This window comes from Paenibacillus sp. FSL H8-0168 (assembly GCF_038592955.1).
Lineage (GTDB): Bacteria > Bacillota > Bacilli > Paenibacillales > Paenibacillaceae > Paenibacillus > Paenibacillus polymyxa_B.
On the sequence record NZ_CP151948.1, the window covers coordinates 1,227,629 to 1,243,128 of the forward strand.

The following is a 15,500-nucleotide window of genomic DNA, read 5'->3' on the forward strand; positions in this document are numbered from 1 at the left end:
CTTGAAAGGGGATTAATATGAATATAAAAAAATGGATCGCCGTCCCTCTTATTCTGTTAATGGTAGCTTTGACAGGTTGCCAGGCAGTAGGTGGATTTGATGTAAGTAAAAATTTATTGGGAACACTTGATGTGAAATCCCAGCAGACAACGGAGAAAATCTCTCTTAAATTGACTCCAAAAGAAGGAATCACGCAAGGAGATAAGGAAATCGTAGATTTGATTAATTCGATTTCCGTCACTGTGGATGAAGCCAAAGTACAATCGGAGGAACTTGCTTCTGCCAAAGGTACATTGCACATCGATAAGTATAATTTGCCGTTTGAACTTGCTTTAGACCGCCAAGGTTTGGCTATTCAACTGGAAGGTGCCAAAAAACCTTATTACATATCTTTGAACTCGCAAGAGAGTTTGAGCGGTCTGCCTGCTGGATTTGATCCATATGTATATTCCAAAGACGTGAGAGAACTGACGAAAACAGCCGCTGCACTTATGCTCAAGCATGCGCCTAACCCTTCTACCATTTCTGCAACGTCTGTAACCGAGGAAGTATACGGTGAAAAGGACAAAGTGAAACTGACCCATCTGCATGCTGAACTTCGTGGTGATGAGCTGGTAACATTGGTAAAACCGTTCTTGGCGAATCTGGCGAAGGACGAAGCAGGCTTGAAAGAGCTGATCGGGCAAGCCATTGATATGACTAAAACGATTGCTTCCGGCATGAATATTGAAGGTAGTGATAAAGTAACAGCGGAACTGAGTGCTAACAAAGAAAAAATGGTCAATGAGGCTTATACCGAAGTTAAAAAGTATTTGGATCTGGCCGTTGATCAGTATGATGTAGGCGTTAGCACCATGTATGCACAGTCCCCTGAAATCAAAACGGTTCTGAGTGCTAACACGGTTCTGAAAAGCGACATGTATTTTGATGAAAAAGGAAATGTTCGCAAAGCAGCGACAGACTTGACAGTTGCTCTGCCAGATGTGGACGGTCTTCCGGTGAAGTCCTTCACAATTCTGACCGAAACTCAATCCTGGAACGTCAATGGTAGTGTGACGGCTGATAAAGTGGATATTTCTAACGGTGTTATTGACTTGAATAAACAAGCTGAATTAACTCCGGGAGCAACGCTGCGCAATTTTGAAGCGAATTCTCCGATCTACAACATTTTAAAAAATGATTTGGAAATTACAAAAGTAGAAACAACTTTCGATCCTAAAGACGATTACTACGTCTTGGAGAATCGTGGTGGTACTGCCTTTATTCCATTGCGTGAACTGACGAGCGAACTGAACTCCGAGTTAAAATGGGATGCAGCTGCCAAACAGACTACTGTAATTGATGATATTACAGGTAAGACGATTAAGCTGAAAAGTGGCTCCAAACAGGCTGTATTGGAAGGAAGCACATTGACGCTGCCACAAGCTCCATATACGGATGAATATGGTACATTGTATGTTCCTTTCAAATCAGTTGCCGAGGCGCTTGGCGCCACAGTAACTCGTAATAATGATGGGGAATATGTACTGAAACGCGACTAAAAAGAAATTCAAGGAACCGGCCCAATTAGGGGCTGGTTCTTTTTTTGTTATATTGGTAAAATGCTCAGTAAAGCGATTAAAATAAGCGCTTACAAATTTTAAAAGTGCCATACTTTTATACAGGGAAAATTGAGATAATGATAGTATCATTCCAGCATAGGAAAACACATGCAATTAGGGGGATATACGATGAAAGATATGGAACTATTGAATTCCAGAGAGGGACAAATGGTGCTTGCCCGAATGTACGGTCAACAGCAAATCTCTGAGCAAACGACTCGATATGAATCACTTATACAGGCGTATCGGGAGCATTTTGGTGTAGGGGATATTGAACTGTTTAGTGCTCCGGGACGCTGCGAAATTGGTGGAAATCATACAGACCACAACCACGGGAAGGTGCTGGCAGGCAGTATTACACTCGATACCATCGCTGCAGCTTCTAAAGTGGAGGAGTCTATAATTACATTCTTTTCTGAAGGCTACAAGACGAAGTACGTCATCGATTTAACCGACTTGTCGCCAAAGCCGGAGGATGACAGTACGATGCTGCTGATCCGTGGCATTGCCGCTGGTCTACTTGAATTCGGATACCGTATCGGGGGATTCCAAGCTTATATATCAAGCAATGTGTTCTCTGCTTCAGGTTTAAGCTCTTCCGCTTCTTTTGAAATGTTGATATGTACGATATTAAATCATTTTTATAACGAGGGAGCGTTAGATGCTGTTGCCAAATCCAAAATTGGTCAGTATGCGGAAAATGGCTATTGGAACAAGCCGTCGGGGCTGCTCGATCAGATGGCTTGTGCATATGGCGGCTTGATTTCCATTGACTTCGAAAATCCCAAGGAACCGATCATAAATCCTGTTCATTGGAATTTTGAACAAAACGGATATTCCCTCGTTATTGTAAATACAGGTGGAAATCATGCTGATTTAACGGACGATTATGCGGCGGTGCCCAACGAAATGTTTGCAGTGGCTCAGTCTTTAGACGCTTCGGTTTGCCGTGACTTATTGCCGGAGGATCTATATGCCAACCTTAAAATGGTCAGGGAAAAAGCAGGAGACCGTGCAGTACTGCGGGCATTGCATTTTTTTGAAGAAAATAGACGCGTGGATGAACAGGTGAAATCACTGGAGGAGGGGCGCTTTACTGATTTCCTGAGGCTCGTTACCGAATCTGGTAATTCCTCATGGAAATGGCTCCAAAACGTATATAGAAGTGGGATTGCGCGGGAACAAGACGTATCGGTTGCACTGGCTTTAACAGAAATGTATTTAAAGTCAATAGATAACAGCGCATGCAGAGTACATGGTGGTGGCTTTGCTGGTGTCATCTTGACGATTCTTCCAAATGATCATGTGGATGATTATAAGGAGTGGATCAGCGGCATGCTAGAAACTCCGGTACTTGTTGTCAACGTCCGTGAGGACGGTGCTGTTAATGTTAGTGATTTGATACATGTTGAACGGACACATTGCGAGTCTACAAACTAGTCAGTCAGTAGAAGACTTTAACCCATGGGTTAAAGTCTTCGTCCTTTTTATCGCCGATACAGCTTAGGTTTGCGTTATAATAAAGAGATGATAGTTTTAATGAAGGAGGGCCTGTCATGGCTGTATACCCGTCCTGGTCCTATTCGCAATCGAGGGCTCAAACGTTCGATGAATGCTTACGCAAATACTATTATCATTATTACGGCTCGCATAATGGCTGGAATTCGGCACAGGGCACTGAAGAGCAAGTTACGTTGTATCGGCTCAAGCAACTGAGCAACTTATATATTTTATTCGGGAATATCACGCATCAAATGTGTGAATCAGTCATACGTGGATGGATGGAAAAAGGGGCTATCCCGCGCACAGCATACCTCGAGACAGCTATGAAGAACATGTTGAATAACAGCTACAAGGAATCGCTACACCGTGAGCTATGGCTACAAGATCCGAAAAATCGCGTCATGCTGGCGGAGGTTTATTACGACGACGAGGTGCTTCCGGAACGGATCACCCTTATTAAGGAGCGGCAGCATGCGGTGATACACAATTTATACCGTACTGCGGTTTGGCGTGAACTGCAACAGGGAAAGGCCCGAATTGTTGAAGTGGAGAAGTGGGATACGATGCTCCTTCATGAGACGAAAGTGTATGTCAAAATGGATTTGCTCTACCGTAGAGACAATGGAGACTTGGTCATCGTGGATTGGAAAACAGGCAAGGAAGGCGATTTTTCCGACCAACTTTTTTTGTATGCTTCCTATGTGCAGGAGCACTATCAGCTTCCATTGGAGAAGATCGAGGTACGTGTGGAGTATCTGATGACAGGAGAGCATGAGGTGTATCGTCCCGCGCAAGAGGATATCGACAAAGTGGTTGGTAATGTCGGACGATACATCGAGGAAATGAAGTCCTGTCTCGATGACGATTACTATAATCGCCCCAAGCCTGAATCTTTCTTCACTCCGATGCCTTCACGCAGAGCGTGCGGAGGCTGTAATTTTCGTGAGGTGTGTAAGTACCGAGCGGTGTGAGGGGAATAGAGTAAAAGAAAGACACTCCTTTTAATTAAAATGGGTGTCTTTCTTTTACTCTATTGAGTTAATGTCCAATTTATATTAAAAATCCTGCATATATTACAAATAGAATTAGTAGTCTTTTAAGACTGGAATTTAACTGTAATATTTGAATATAGGAGGTTTCATTTAAATGGCCATTCTGTCAACTGGACCTATTAATAATAGTGCTGTCAGTGGTATAAGACCCACTCAAGAGGTGACGATCAAAATCGAAAACCAGGATTCTGTCAATTTTTCGACTCTAATGATAGAAGGCTATATATTAAACGGATCGAGAACGTCATATGTACTTGAGTCTTTCTCAGTCGCTCCGAATCAAGTCATTACTAAAAATTATTTTGCAAATTTTGATGCATATTCATTCGTTTTTACAACGGGAGGTGTTGCCGCAAGTCAGACTGAAATTTCCGTTTGGGGAAAAAATGCAGCTGGAGAGTTGGTTACGGCTCATCGGCTTGTATCGTCTGAGCTGTTAGGGGCTGGGGCAGAGTCCGGCCCCCTATCAATCAATCGCATTTTTGTAGCCAATTTTGATAGTAATGATGTTTCTGTGATTGATGGATCGACCAATGAGGTGATCGTGTCCATTCCTGTTGGCATTAATCCCGCGGGAGTAGGAGTTAATCCATTAACCAACCGAATCTATGTAGGAAATTTGAACAGTGATGACGTTTCCGTAATTGACGGATTAACTGATACGGTGATTGCTACCGTTCCTACTGGAGATGGAGCAAGCTCAATTGGGGTCAATACTGCAACCAATGCTATATATGTAGCAAATTTTAATGATAGCACAGTTTCCGTAATTAACGGTTTGACCAATACAGTGATTGCTACCATTATTCCTGTCGGAGGTCTGTCTCTTCCAACGGGGATAGGTGTCAATTCATTAACCAATCGCATCTATGTAGCAAATTTTAATTTTGATGTCGTTACGGTCATCGATGGAGCAACAAATACTGTGATTACCCAGATTCCAGTTGGGGTGAATCCATTTAGAATAGGTGTCAATTTACAAACTAATCGTATTTATGTGTCAAATTTCACGGGTAACAGCGTTTCTGTAATTGATGGAGTAACGAATACGGTGATTGCTACCGTACCAGTTGGGACGACTCCAGGTGAAGTGGGAATTAATCTCTCTACAAATGCTATATATGTAGCAAATCGCGATACGGATAATGTTTCCATAATTAGTGGGTTGACGAATACAGTGCTTGCTACGATCCCGGTCGGGAATAATCCGAATGGAGTAGGTGTCAATCCAATAACTAATCGTATCTATGTAACAAATCAGGATGATAACAACGTTTCCGTAATTGATGGAGTCACCCAAACTACGATTACTACCATTCCGGTGGGAGCTCGTCCATTCGCAGTAGGAGTAAATCCTTGAATTGGAAAGGGGTCTTGGGAAGAACTCAACCTAGGAGCCGAAGAAGGAGTATTAGTGATAGCCCGTGTGACGACGGGCTTTTTACTTGCGACTACAGATAGCAAGGTGAACAGAAATGTATATCATAATGCAAATCTGTAATTCTTCTATATTTTGAAACCGCTTTATAATTTAGAAGATGCGAGGTATGATAAGGGTATTATTGGAAAATGCGAAGGAGGAAGTTAGGAAGATGACGAGTACAGAACATGCACGTATTCTTTTTCAGGGAGATTCTATAACAGACGGAGGAAGGGGACGAAATGAGGATGCGAACCATTGGCTGGGTCAGAGCTATGTGTATCTGATCGCAGGTGCATTGGGGAGCCGTTTGACTACCACGCAGCCAGAATTTGTGAACCGGGGAATTTCGGGGGATCGAGTTTCGGATTTGTATGCACGCTGGAATGAGGACATGTTTAGCCTGAAGCCGGACCTGCTCAGTATTCTAATCGGAGTGAACGATGCCTGGCGGATCGTCGAGCAGGAGCCGTCCGGGGTGACGGACCGATTTGAACGAGCCTATCGCCACCTTCTGGAAGAAACGCGTGAAGTGATGCCTGATCTGGGACTCGTGCTGTGCGAGCCGTTTATTTTGAAAACGGGAGCTACCGAGGCGCGATGGGACATTTGGCAAGAAAAAATAACGGGATACCAGCGTATTGTACGTCGGCTTGCGGACGAATTTGGGGCCGTATTTGTGCCGCTCCAGAGCATGTTGAACGAAGCCGCTACCAAGGCGGACGCCTCCTATTGGCTGCATGACGGGGTTCATCCGACAGCGGTTGGGCACCAGTTGATAGCTGATCAATGGATAGATATCGTGCAAAAGAGTCCGCTGGCGATTCGCTAACAGGGTCATACATAGTCTACTCCTTGTCATTTTTGGGTAATACACGATTATGGACATCATTACTTATGTTATGGTTCCATCCAAAAATAAATGTCAAAGGGGGTGCTTCTTGCTTCGTCATGAACGGAGCAAGAGAGGGCTATGGAAATGATAAATATCATTCTGGTTATTTTACTTATCGCATTAACTGCATTTTTTGTGGCCTCGGAGTATTCCATTATTCGTGTGCGGGTATCTCGCATCAATCAATTGGCCTCTGAAGGCAACAAAAATGCGAAAGCCGTTAAAAACATTTTGTCTCGGCTGGACGAGTATTTATCTGCTTGTCAGCTCGGAACCACATTAACCTCAATGGCGCTAGGCTGGCTAGGGGAATCTACTGTTGAACATCTGCTACACCCCCTGTTTGTATTGGCTCATATTCCGGCAGGCTTGACGGGAGTGCTCTCCTTTTTGCTGGCTTTTTTGATCTTGACCTATTTCGAGGTGGTCATTGGGGAGCTGGTACCGAAAACATTCGCCATACAGATTGCTGAACCCATGGCATTGTTTTTTGCCCGTCCGATCACGATATTTTATAAAATGACCTATCCCCTGAATTGGGTGCTCAGTCGTTCATCGCGTGTCATTACGGGTCTCTTCGGGCTCAAAAAGGTATCTGAAGAAGATGCAGCACTCAGTGAAGCTGAGCTTCGTTTGGCGTTATCTGAAGGGTTTCGTAGTGGTGAAATTACACCGACAGAATATCGATATCTGAACAATGTATTTGATTTTGACGACCGTGCAGCGCAGGAAATTATGGTACCGCGCATCCACATCCGTTCTATCTCCCATCAGGCAACAGTGGCCGAGTTTATGGAGCTGATCGAGGACAAAGTTTATAATTTTCTACCTGTAGCTGAACATGGAGACCGGGATCGTATTATCGGAATGATTCGCGTCAAGGAAGCCCTGCATGATTTGGCACGTGGGCACAGCACAGGGAATACGACGCTGGCTTCTTATATTCACCCGGTGCTTCAGGTTATCGAGACGGTTCAAGCTCGGGATCTGCTGATTCAGATGCAAAAACGACGCATTCCAGTAGCGGTGCTGGTGGACGAATATGGTGGAACATCTGGACTTGTCACACTGGAGGATATTATGGAAGAAATTGTTGGAGATATTCCTTCCTATACCGACACCGAAACCCCCGCAGCGTTAACTCCACTCATTACAAAAACAGATGATCATCGTTACATACTCAAATCACAGGCGCTCATTCATGAGGTCAATCGGCGCTTGGAGACGGATATTGAGGCCGGGGACGTATATACGATTGGCGGATGGATGCTTTCAGAGCGTTTTGATATCCAGCAAGGAGAAAAGCTGACCATTGGTGTATGGGAGTTTACCGTACTGAAAAAAAACAGTCACCAAATAGACACAATTGAAGCGATTAAGAAAGCAGTCGTTGAACAGAAAAATGACAATGATTTTTAATAATGGAAATTGACTTTGTCGGTAACAGCTCGCTTAAGATGTGACGAATGGCCTGTAAAGCTTGTGACAGCGCGATTCGTCCATTTTAAGATGCAAGCTGCTACCTGGTAACATATTGTTTTTTTGTAATTAGGATAGGGGACTTAAGGCTCTGTATCTTTATGCTCATAAATATATCTGTCTGTGAAAAATTCTACTAGAAATGTAGCAATTTTATGGTAAAATGGAATCAAATTTGAGTTTTTTGGGGTGGGCTACAGTACATGAAGATGTCACTAGGTACGAAAATGGTTACTGCATTTGTCTCAATTTCTGCAATAACCTATGGAACAAGCGCTTTTTTTATTTTTGTACTCAAGGACTGGCTTGCTCAAGGTACACAAGAATGGGTGTACACTTCGATCATTCTGTTATTGGGTGTTCTGTGGAGTGGCATTTTGGGCTGGTTGATCTCAAAATTACTCACACGGCCAATTGTTAGGTTGGCAAAGGCGGCAGAGGAAGCTTCGGCGGGGAATCTGTCTGTTGTAATTCCTGAACGTCGTTCGGAGGATGAAATCAAAGTTCTGTATGATGCATTTCGGCATATGATGCTGAACATTAAAGATATGTTCAATGAGATCTCGTACAGCACCAGAACAACTTCGCAAAGTGCGGAAAATCTGAGCTTGGCTATTGTGCAGGCTACCACACAAATTGAGTCCATGTCTTCGGTGGTAGAAGATATTTTGAATGGTGTGGAGCAGCAAAAGCAAGCATCTGCCCAATCTATTAAAACAGCAGACCGAATGCTGGGCGATTTTAAAATGATGCGTAGCAAATCGGGGCATATGCTGGAACTGTCAGGCCATATGGAGCATTCAGTAGATTCGACGCAGACTGTATTTTCATCCCTGATGGATGGAATGGGAGAACTGACAGCATCACATGGTCGTTCGCAGCAGGTAATTGCACGACTGGAAAAAGAAGCTTCCCAAATTGAAGCGATTACAAGCACCGTGAAGGATATTGCCGAACAGACCCATCTGCTGGCGTTGAATGCTTCCATAGAAGCGGCGCGTGCGGGAGAAGAAGGGAACGGGTTTGCGGTAGTGGCTCACCAAATTCGCGCACTTGCCGCCCAAAGTACGGAGTCTGTGCAGCAAATAAATGCCATCGTTAGCCGTGTCCAGTCACAAATCGTAGAGACAGTGCAGTTGATGCATCAGCAAACGTCATTGGTCAGTGCTGAGGCAGAACGGACAAGCTCTGTGGATCAGACGTTGAACCGTCTGAACGCTATTGTACGTGAATTTGTCGAGAGCATCCGATTAATGGAAGAAGCCGTGACGGAGCAGACGAATCGGGTAGATCAAACCTTTGAGCAGATCCATCGTATTCAGCAAATGTCAGGGGCCTTCTCTGAAGGAGCTCATAAAATTTATAAGGCTGCTCATGAGGAGACAGCAATTATGCAGGAAATTTCGTCTTCTTCCGAGGATTTGAAAGTGCTTACGAATAAACTCATGATGAAAACACGTGGAATGCAACTATAACAGAAACCATCATGTGAGGCATGATATATACAAACAAAATATAGCCGCTATACACCGGAAAACGCAGCAAAATGGTTCCCCGGTGTGTAGTGGCTATTTTTTAATTTCAAAAAACTCACATTGTTTTCTGGGGTGGTAAGCCAGATCACTGACGCTGGATTGCACGACAATGGTTTGATCGTCGAAACGGATGATGATTCCGCCAGAGCCAATCAATTGGTCATCCTGAAATACCCGGACACGCAGATGACGTTCCAGTGCCTCGCTGAAATCCTGATCTGTAATTAATCGGCGATTAATGGCCATGAGGGTTCTCCTTTGAATATAATATCTTTTATCATAAAGGTAAGGTATGGAACAAGCAAGAAACACGGCTAGAACATAATCGGCTATTGGGTATAGAATAGAATGCAACGAAGAGAGAAAGAGATCAAAGGGGGCTAGCTATGGATAGGTCGTGGTCAGGGCCTTGGTTCGATGCCAACGCGCCAGAAAGGTTCGAGGCTTTTACTTCGTCACATGGGTTGGCTATATTGGGACTTATTGTATGCGCTTTGATACTGTGGCTGACTCGGGGGTGGATTCGGTCGAACAAGCCTATAAGCGAGGGAATTCGCTGGTTGTTAATTACAGTCCTCATTCTGTCAGAGGTGACTCTGAATATTTGGTATGTGATGCAGCATATTTGGGATGTCCAGACCTCACTGCCATTAGAACTGTGCAGTGTGACACTGCTGCTGTCTATCCTGATGCTCATTTTTCGAAGCCGCTGGTTATATCCGATCATCCTTTTGGCCGGAATTGGAGGGGCGCTTCAAGCCGTACTCACGCCTAATTTGGCATACGCATTTCCGCATTATCGTTTTATCCATTTTTTCATAGCTCATAGTGCTATTATTCTGGCAGCCTTGTATATGACCTGGATAGAAGGACTCCGACCGACGTGGAAGAGTGTGGGAGGAGTGATGCTTTTTCTGAATGGCTTGGCGCTGATGGTGTGGATCGTAGACGATGCTCTCGGAGCTAACTACATGTTTCTGGCCGGAAAGCCGTCAACACCGTCGATATTAGATTTTTTAGGGCCATATCCTCTGTATATTGTGGCTGAAGAAGTCATTGCACTGCTGTTCTTTTCTCTTCTGATGCTGTTGTTCGAGGTGCTTCCGGGAGGCAGGCTGTATATCCGCTCGCGTAAAGGAACTGTGCATAGTGCTGACAGGTCGTCATAGTGAGGTTGTAGAGGCGTTGTAAAGCCATATAAAAGCAGCCTATTCCACAAGTATATGACTAGGGATAAGGCTGCTTAGAAGCCTAAACAGTTGTACGAATGGGTATAACGTTCCCCATTCTAATACTTAACGCAGTAGTGATTCTGCTCCGTCTACATAAATTTCCGTACCCGATACATGAGATGACTCGTCTGAGGCGAGAAACAGGACCAGATTGGCAACCTGCTCTGGCTCACCAGGGGCATCCTCTAGCGGATGCTCTCCGCCCTTCGGAAATTCGACTGGAATTTGTACCTTCTTCAAGTCTTCCGAAGGGTACGTGTTATCGTCAATTTGCGTGTCGATAGCTCCCGGGCATATCGCGTTGACCCGAATTTTGTAACGTGCCAGCTCCAGCGCTGCCATTTTCATAAAAGCAACCTGAGCTGCCTTGGTGGAGGCGTAGGCTGAGAATCCAATACCCGAAAAGGTTCGATTACCGTTGATGGAGTGCCACCGCGTTCTTTCAGGTAAGGGACGGCATATTTAACGGTAGCAAAGGTGCCGCGAAGATTAATGTTCATCGTGCGGTCCCATTCCTCCAGTTCCAGTGTCTCGATAGGGGCCATGGTGCCGTTAATGCCTGCGTTGGCGAACACAATATCCAGCTTTCCGTACGTTTCCACGACTTTAGCGAACCCCTGCTGAATCATATCCGGCTTGGATATATCACATTCCAGTACAAGCGCCTCGCCGCCAGCCTGCTCGATGGTTGCTTTGGTCTCCTCTGCATGCTTGGGTGTCCGATCCAGCATGACCACCTTGGCGCCTTGTTCTGCAAAACGGATCGCGGTCGCCTTGCCAATTCCTGAACCTCCACCACTGACCACTGCTATCTTTCCTTGCAATCTCTGCTCTGCCATTGACTATTCCTCCCATTCCGTTCATAAACTAAACCTGACTCGTTATTCCATACCTCTGGACGTTGAGGGTGAAACAGTCACAGCTGGATTTTATCCCATTTGCGAAATATGGTAACATAGGCGAACCAGCAGGAACTTGTAGCAAAAATATATAGCAGGAACAAGTATGGAGAAGACCGAGTGACGGAGGTGGATCGAATTGAGCTATAACGCAAATAACCGACCCGAATCGACAGACGCTATAGCACTGACCGGAAAAATGAAACCGTGGGCACTAAGCGGCCCCAGTATTCAAATCGATCCGTTGTTTCCCTATTACGCCAACCGTTCGCGGGACAGTATAGCAGATGAGATCGCCCTTGCGGGCTACCAGACCGTTCATTATTTTGTCGTGCGTGAAAATGAAGTGGATGGAGCGCTTGTTGCTGCTTTTCAACGCAGAGGCATAGCGGTGTGGGCAATGGTGCTAGGCAACGGCTCTTTTGGCGTGTCCCAGCTACCGCCGGAGTGGAAAGAATGGCGCATGGAGCTGCTGCGCGAACCGAACGACGGATTTCAGCGGCTTTCGCATTTTGCTCAGGAGTATGTGGAATGGAAAAAGAAAGCCGCTGCCCGGCTCGTCACCGACATTCCGTTCGACGGGTTCGAGGTGGCGGAGCCTTATTTCCCCGAATGGAACGGGCTGCGCAGTGGAGTGTACGGGGATGTTGGGCCGCATGCACAGCGTGCCTTTCGCGAGCGTAGCGGTGAGGACATTCCTGATTTCCGCGACAGGCATGCGCGGAATTATTACCGGAAGGTTCCGAAGCTGTACGCACAGTGGGTTGATCTGCGTGTGGACGCCGTGAACGGCCTGATCAGCGAGCTGGTGAACGGCGCGGGCGGTGTACGTGATGTCCGGCCGGACATCTGCGTGGCGACATGGTCGCTTGCTGTGAGCGGACGCGGCGATGTCCCAGGCCAGCTACGGGAATGGCAGGGTCTGGACGCGGTAGCTATGATCGGGTGCGTCGCCCCGGATATGCACGTACTCCAGACCCATTGGCCGGACTGGATGCGCCGCCGTCTGCCGCCACAGTATATTCGCGGCTACGCCCGCATCGCGCAGTCGATTCGCGCCGCTTATCCGGGCCTGCCCCTCGGGGTGCAGGCGGATATCGGTTCGCTCGCGCGGATGGTTCGAGATCGCGAGTGGACGCGGCGGTTCGGGGCTACCGCCCTCGAGGGCGACTACGACGCCTGGACCGCCTATGAATACCATGTGGGTGGTTACATGTACGATGAGCCGCCCAAACCGCTTAGGGCGGAACGTTCAGCCGAAGATGAGGTAGTTATTTCTTTCAGCAAGCGGATTGCCACACCGTCTGTAGATGAGCTGCGTATTTGGAGCCGGGAGGACAGAGCAGGTACAACACGCGAGCTGAGCAGCCACCTAAGAAACGATTCACTAACGTTGCTGGAGCTTGTGGATGCCGTAGCAGACGGAAACCGTCTATTGCTGCGTGTACGCAATTTACCAGTGGGGGCGTTCAGCTTGCGCCTTGATGGTGTGCAGGATACACCGGAGCTATGGCTGCTCAAGGGAAGGAAGGCGCATCGCAATCTGCCAGAGGATGAAGTGAGGGTTCCTTAAAATTTGGGTAATAACAAAATAACAGCTGTATAAATGCTCATTTGCTGTAGTATTTTTAAATTGTATACTTTGAGGCAACATCTTTCAAAACATAAACTTTAGTGGAGTGAAAAAAGTATGTGGGATTGGGATTACCTGATTCGGGTCATGTTTGCAGGATTATGCGGCGCGTTAATCGGCTATGAGCGCAAAAGTCGGATGAAGGAGGCGGGCATTCGCACGCATTTCATTGTCGGTATTGGCGCAGCGCTCATGATGGTGGTATCCAAATATGGTTTTCAGGATCAAGCCGTCTGGTCTAACCTGTCGCTGGACCCCTCCAGAATAGCAGCACAGGTTATAAGTGGAGTGGGCTTTATCGGTGCAGGGATGATTTTCACACAAAAAAATAGAATTAAAGGACTGACCACTGCCGCAGGCATCTGGACTACCGCCGGAATCGGTATTGCCGTAGGTGCAGGGATGTATGGGCTTGGTGCAGGTGTAACGTTGTTTATTTTAGCGGCTCAGTCCTTGCTCCATAGTCGTTTTTATCAGATGGCTACCCCGTCAACGCAACAAGTAGTTGTTCAGGTCAACAATGAGCCGGGCGTACTGAATCGGATCAAAGAACTGCTGAAGCACAAGAAGCTGACGATTCACAGCTTTCACGTCGAGCGCATCAATAACGGTGAGCAGTTGGTTATTCATATGCTTTTAAAGCTGTCCCGGTCAGAGGGAGTGGAGGAACTGCTGTCACTGCTTCAAGAGATGGAAGGTATTCGTTCAGTCGAGACCAAGTCCAATTAGACGAATTTACTGCTCACACAGTAGCTTTTTTGTCGAACGCTGGCGGCTTTTATAACGGAAAAAAACTTTAAAAATAATGATTGAAAACGCTTCCTTTTGTGTATATACTCTTACTACATCACAGAGGCAGCAGCTTAGGAAGCATCAAGGGATAAGCAAAAACGACCTCATGCGTATGCACAAGGTCGTTGCTGGTGTCCCGTTTTGAAAGACTGATTTGAATGTCTTACTTTACTTTGACTGGAGCTGGATATTTTTTACCCAGCGTATCCACAGTGACTTTTTTCATCGTAGCCGGTTGGATCGGTTTGTCATTGCTATCCCGTTTGGAATTGACGATAGTATCGACCACATCCAACCCGGACGTTACTTTACCGAAAGCGGCATATTGACCGTCGAGGTAGTCTGCATCGGCAACCATGATGAAAAATTGCGATCCGGCCGAATCCAGATCCGCTGAGCGGGCCATGGATAATACGCCACGTGTATGTTTGAGTGTATTGTTAACACCATTGCTCTTGAATTCGCCTTTGATACTGTAGCCGGGGCCACCTGTACCGTTACCTTGCGGATCACCACCCTGAATCATAAAGCCTGGGATAACACGGTGGAAAATGGTACCGTTATAGGCTCCCTTTTGCACCAAAGAAATGAAATTGTTAACCGTGTTCGGTGCTACTTCCGGATACAGCTCAAGCTTAATTTTCTTGCCATCATTCATGACAATCGTGACAATCGGATGGGAAACAGCCTTGTTCTTCTCTTTAGTCGCAGCAGGAGTTGTAGTGCTTGTCCGGCTGGCAGCTTCCACATCGGCCGCTTTTGTACCGCATCCAGCAACCAGCACGAGCATGATGGCCAGTAGGCACAGCGTGTACCATGGGCGTATCGTTTTTCGGTTCATTGATATTCCTCCTGAAAGATTGGATGGTGTAACATCCTAATTTTAAAGTTTGGGGGCAGCGCAGAACACTTTTCCATTTTCTATCATACCTTTTTTGCTGGGGATAAGGAAATACGGGTTTGAAAGCCGTATTCTTGACCCATACTGCTGCTATTCCCAAGGAAAGGGGCAGGATCATGATGGAGGTAGACAAAAAGCTGGCGAAAGGTCTCATATGGGGTATGGCGTTCAGTCTGCCGGTTTGGGTAGGGGTGCTGTACTCAGTACAACATATTCGTGACTGGCTATAACATAAAGCGTAAAGATAGGCCAAAACCGTTGTGGTTTTGGCTTATTTATATTTGTGCCAGTCCAAATTGCTGTTATTCAGTAGATGCTCGAAGTTGTTATCCAGCTTCTTCTGTTCAGCTTTTTTTGCTTCGACGGCACGCTGCCGTTCGTCTTCTTTACGCTTGTCCTGTTCTGCTTGGGCTTCATTGGCTTGAGCCTTAAGTTTATTCAGCACATCCTGACTCAACAGATCCTTTAACGTAGCAGGTTTGTCCTGAGCCGCAGGAGCAGGGGAAGACGAATTTCTCTTCTTAGCCATGTCATCAACTCCATTCCATTCGATTATAT

Annotated in this window: 13 protein-coding genes and 1 pseudogene; 10 read left to right on the plus strand and 4 right to left on the minus strand. The window is 46.2% G+C overall.

Features of this window, described 5'->3' with window-relative positions:
* Positions 1–17: 17 nt before the first annotated feature.
* From MHI21_RS05600 to MHI21_RS05630, 7 genes are all read left to right on the plus strand, one after another.
* On the plus strand, positions 18–1,541 hold the full coding sequence (locus MHI21_RS05600) for a copper amine oxidase N-terminal domain-containing protein (RefSeq protein WP_250259205.1): 1,524 nt from the start codon (positions 18–20) through the stop codon (positions 1,539–1,541).
* Between the two features lie 189 nt (positions 1,542–1,730).
* On the plus strand, positions 1,731–3,041 hold the full coding sequence (locus MHI21_RS05605; protein ID WP_341162102.1) for a galactokinase family protein: 1,311 nt from the start codon (positions 1,731–1,733) through the stop codon (positions 3,039–3,041).
* Positions 3,042–3,157: 116 nt separating this feature from the next.
* The gene (locus tag MHI21_RS05610; protein WP_342419619.1) at positions 3,158–4,075 is read left to right on the plus strand and encodes a PD-(D/E)XK nuclease family protein; all 918 of its coding nucleotides are present in this window, start codon (positions 3,158–3,160) and stop codon (positions 4,073–4,075) included.
* A gap of 175 nt (positions 4,076–4,250) precedes the next feature.
* On the plus strand, positions 4,251–5,516 hold the full coding sequence (locus tag MHI21_RS05615) for a YVTN family beta-propeller repeat-containing protein (RefSeq protein WP_342419620.1): 1,266 nt from the start codon (positions 4,251–4,253) through the stop codon (positions 5,514–5,516).
* Between the two features lie 232 nt (positions 5,517–5,748).
* Positions 5,749–6,408, plus strand: coding sequence for an SGNH/GDSL hydrolase family protein (locus MHI21_RS05620; protein ID WP_342419621.1), 660 nt, complete (start codon positions 5,749–5,751; stop codon positions 6,406–6,408).
* A gap of 141 nt (positions 6,409–6,549) precedes the next feature.
* The gene (locus tag MHI21_RS05625; RefSeq protein WP_342419622.1) at positions 6,550–7,890 is read left to right on the plus strand and encodes a hemolysin family protein; all 1,341 of its coding nucleotides are present in this window, start codon (positions 6,550–6,552) and stop codon (positions 7,888–7,890) included.
* A gap of 263 nt (positions 7,891–8,153) precedes the next feature.
* Entirely contained in the window at positions 8,154–9,425 is a 1,272-nt protein-coding gene (locus MHI21_RS05630; protein WP_061831071.1) for a methyl-accepting chemotaxis protein, read from the plus strand.
* A 93-nt stretch (positions 9,426–9,518) separates the two neighbouring features.
* Here MHI21_RS05630 and MHI21_RS05635 read toward each other — a convergent pair whose 3' ends face one another.
* On the minus strand, positions 9,519–9,731 hold the full coding sequence (locus MHI21_RS05635) for a hypothetical protein (protein WP_025723740.1): 213 nt from the start codon (positions 9,729–9,731) through the stop codon (positions 9,519–9,521).
* A gap of 140 nt (positions 9,732–9,871) precedes the next feature.
* On the opposite strand from MHI21_RS05635, the gene MHI21_RS05640 reads away from it, so the two are divergent.
* Positions 9,872–10,654: a TIGR02206 family membrane protein gene (locus tag MHI21_RS05640; protein WP_341162098.1), complete on the plus strand. Its 783-nt coding sequence runs from the start codon at positions 9,872–9,874 to the stop codon at positions 10,652–10,654.
* A gap of 126 nt (positions 10,655–10,780) precedes the next feature.
* Here the strand turns inward: MHI21_RS05640 and MHI21_RS05645 are convergent.
* Positions 10,781–11,556 (minus strand): annotated as a pseudogene (locus MHI21_RS05645) (SDR family NAD(P)-dependent oxidoreductase).
* 259 nt (positions 11,557–11,815) lie between these two features.
* On the opposite strand from MHI21_RS05645, the gene MHI21_RS05650 reads away from it, so the two are divergent.
* Together MHI21_RS05650 and MHI21_RS05655 are read left to right on the plus strand one after the other, a co-directional pair.
* On the plus strand, positions 11,816–13,189 hold the full coding sequence (locus tag MHI21_RS05650; RefSeq protein ID WP_342420182.1) for an N-acyl-D-glucosamine 2-epimerase: 1,374 nt from the start codon (positions 11,816–11,818) through the stop codon (positions 13,187–13,189).
* A 117-nt stretch (positions 13,190–13,306) separates the two neighbouring features.
* Complete coding sequence (locus MHI21_RS05655) at positions 13,307–13,978, plus strand: MgtC/SapB family protein (protein WP_254350912.1); 672 nt, start codon at positions 13,307–13,309, stop codon at positions 13,976–13,978.
* A 226-nt stretch (positions 13,979–14,204) separates the two neighbouring features.
* Here the strand turns inward: MHI21_RS05655 and MHI21_RS05660 are convergent, their stop codons facing one another.
* Together MHI21_RS05660 and MHI21_RS05665 are read right to left on the minus strand one after the other, a co-directional pair.
* Entirely contained in the window at positions 14,205–14,882 is a 678-nt protein-coding gene (locus MHI21_RS05660; RefSeq protein ID WP_342419623.1) for a peptidylprolyl isomerase, read from the minus strand.
* A gap of 331 nt (positions 14,883–15,213) precedes the next feature.
* Positions 15,214–15,471 carry a YqkE family protein gene (locus MHI21_RS05665; RefSeq protein WP_023987317.1) on the minus strand — a complete coding sequence of 86 codons (258 nt, stop codon included), beginning with the start codon at positions 15,469–15,471 and terminating at the stop codon, positions 15,214–15,216.
* Between the last annotated feature and the right edge of the window lie 29 nt (positions 15,472–15,500).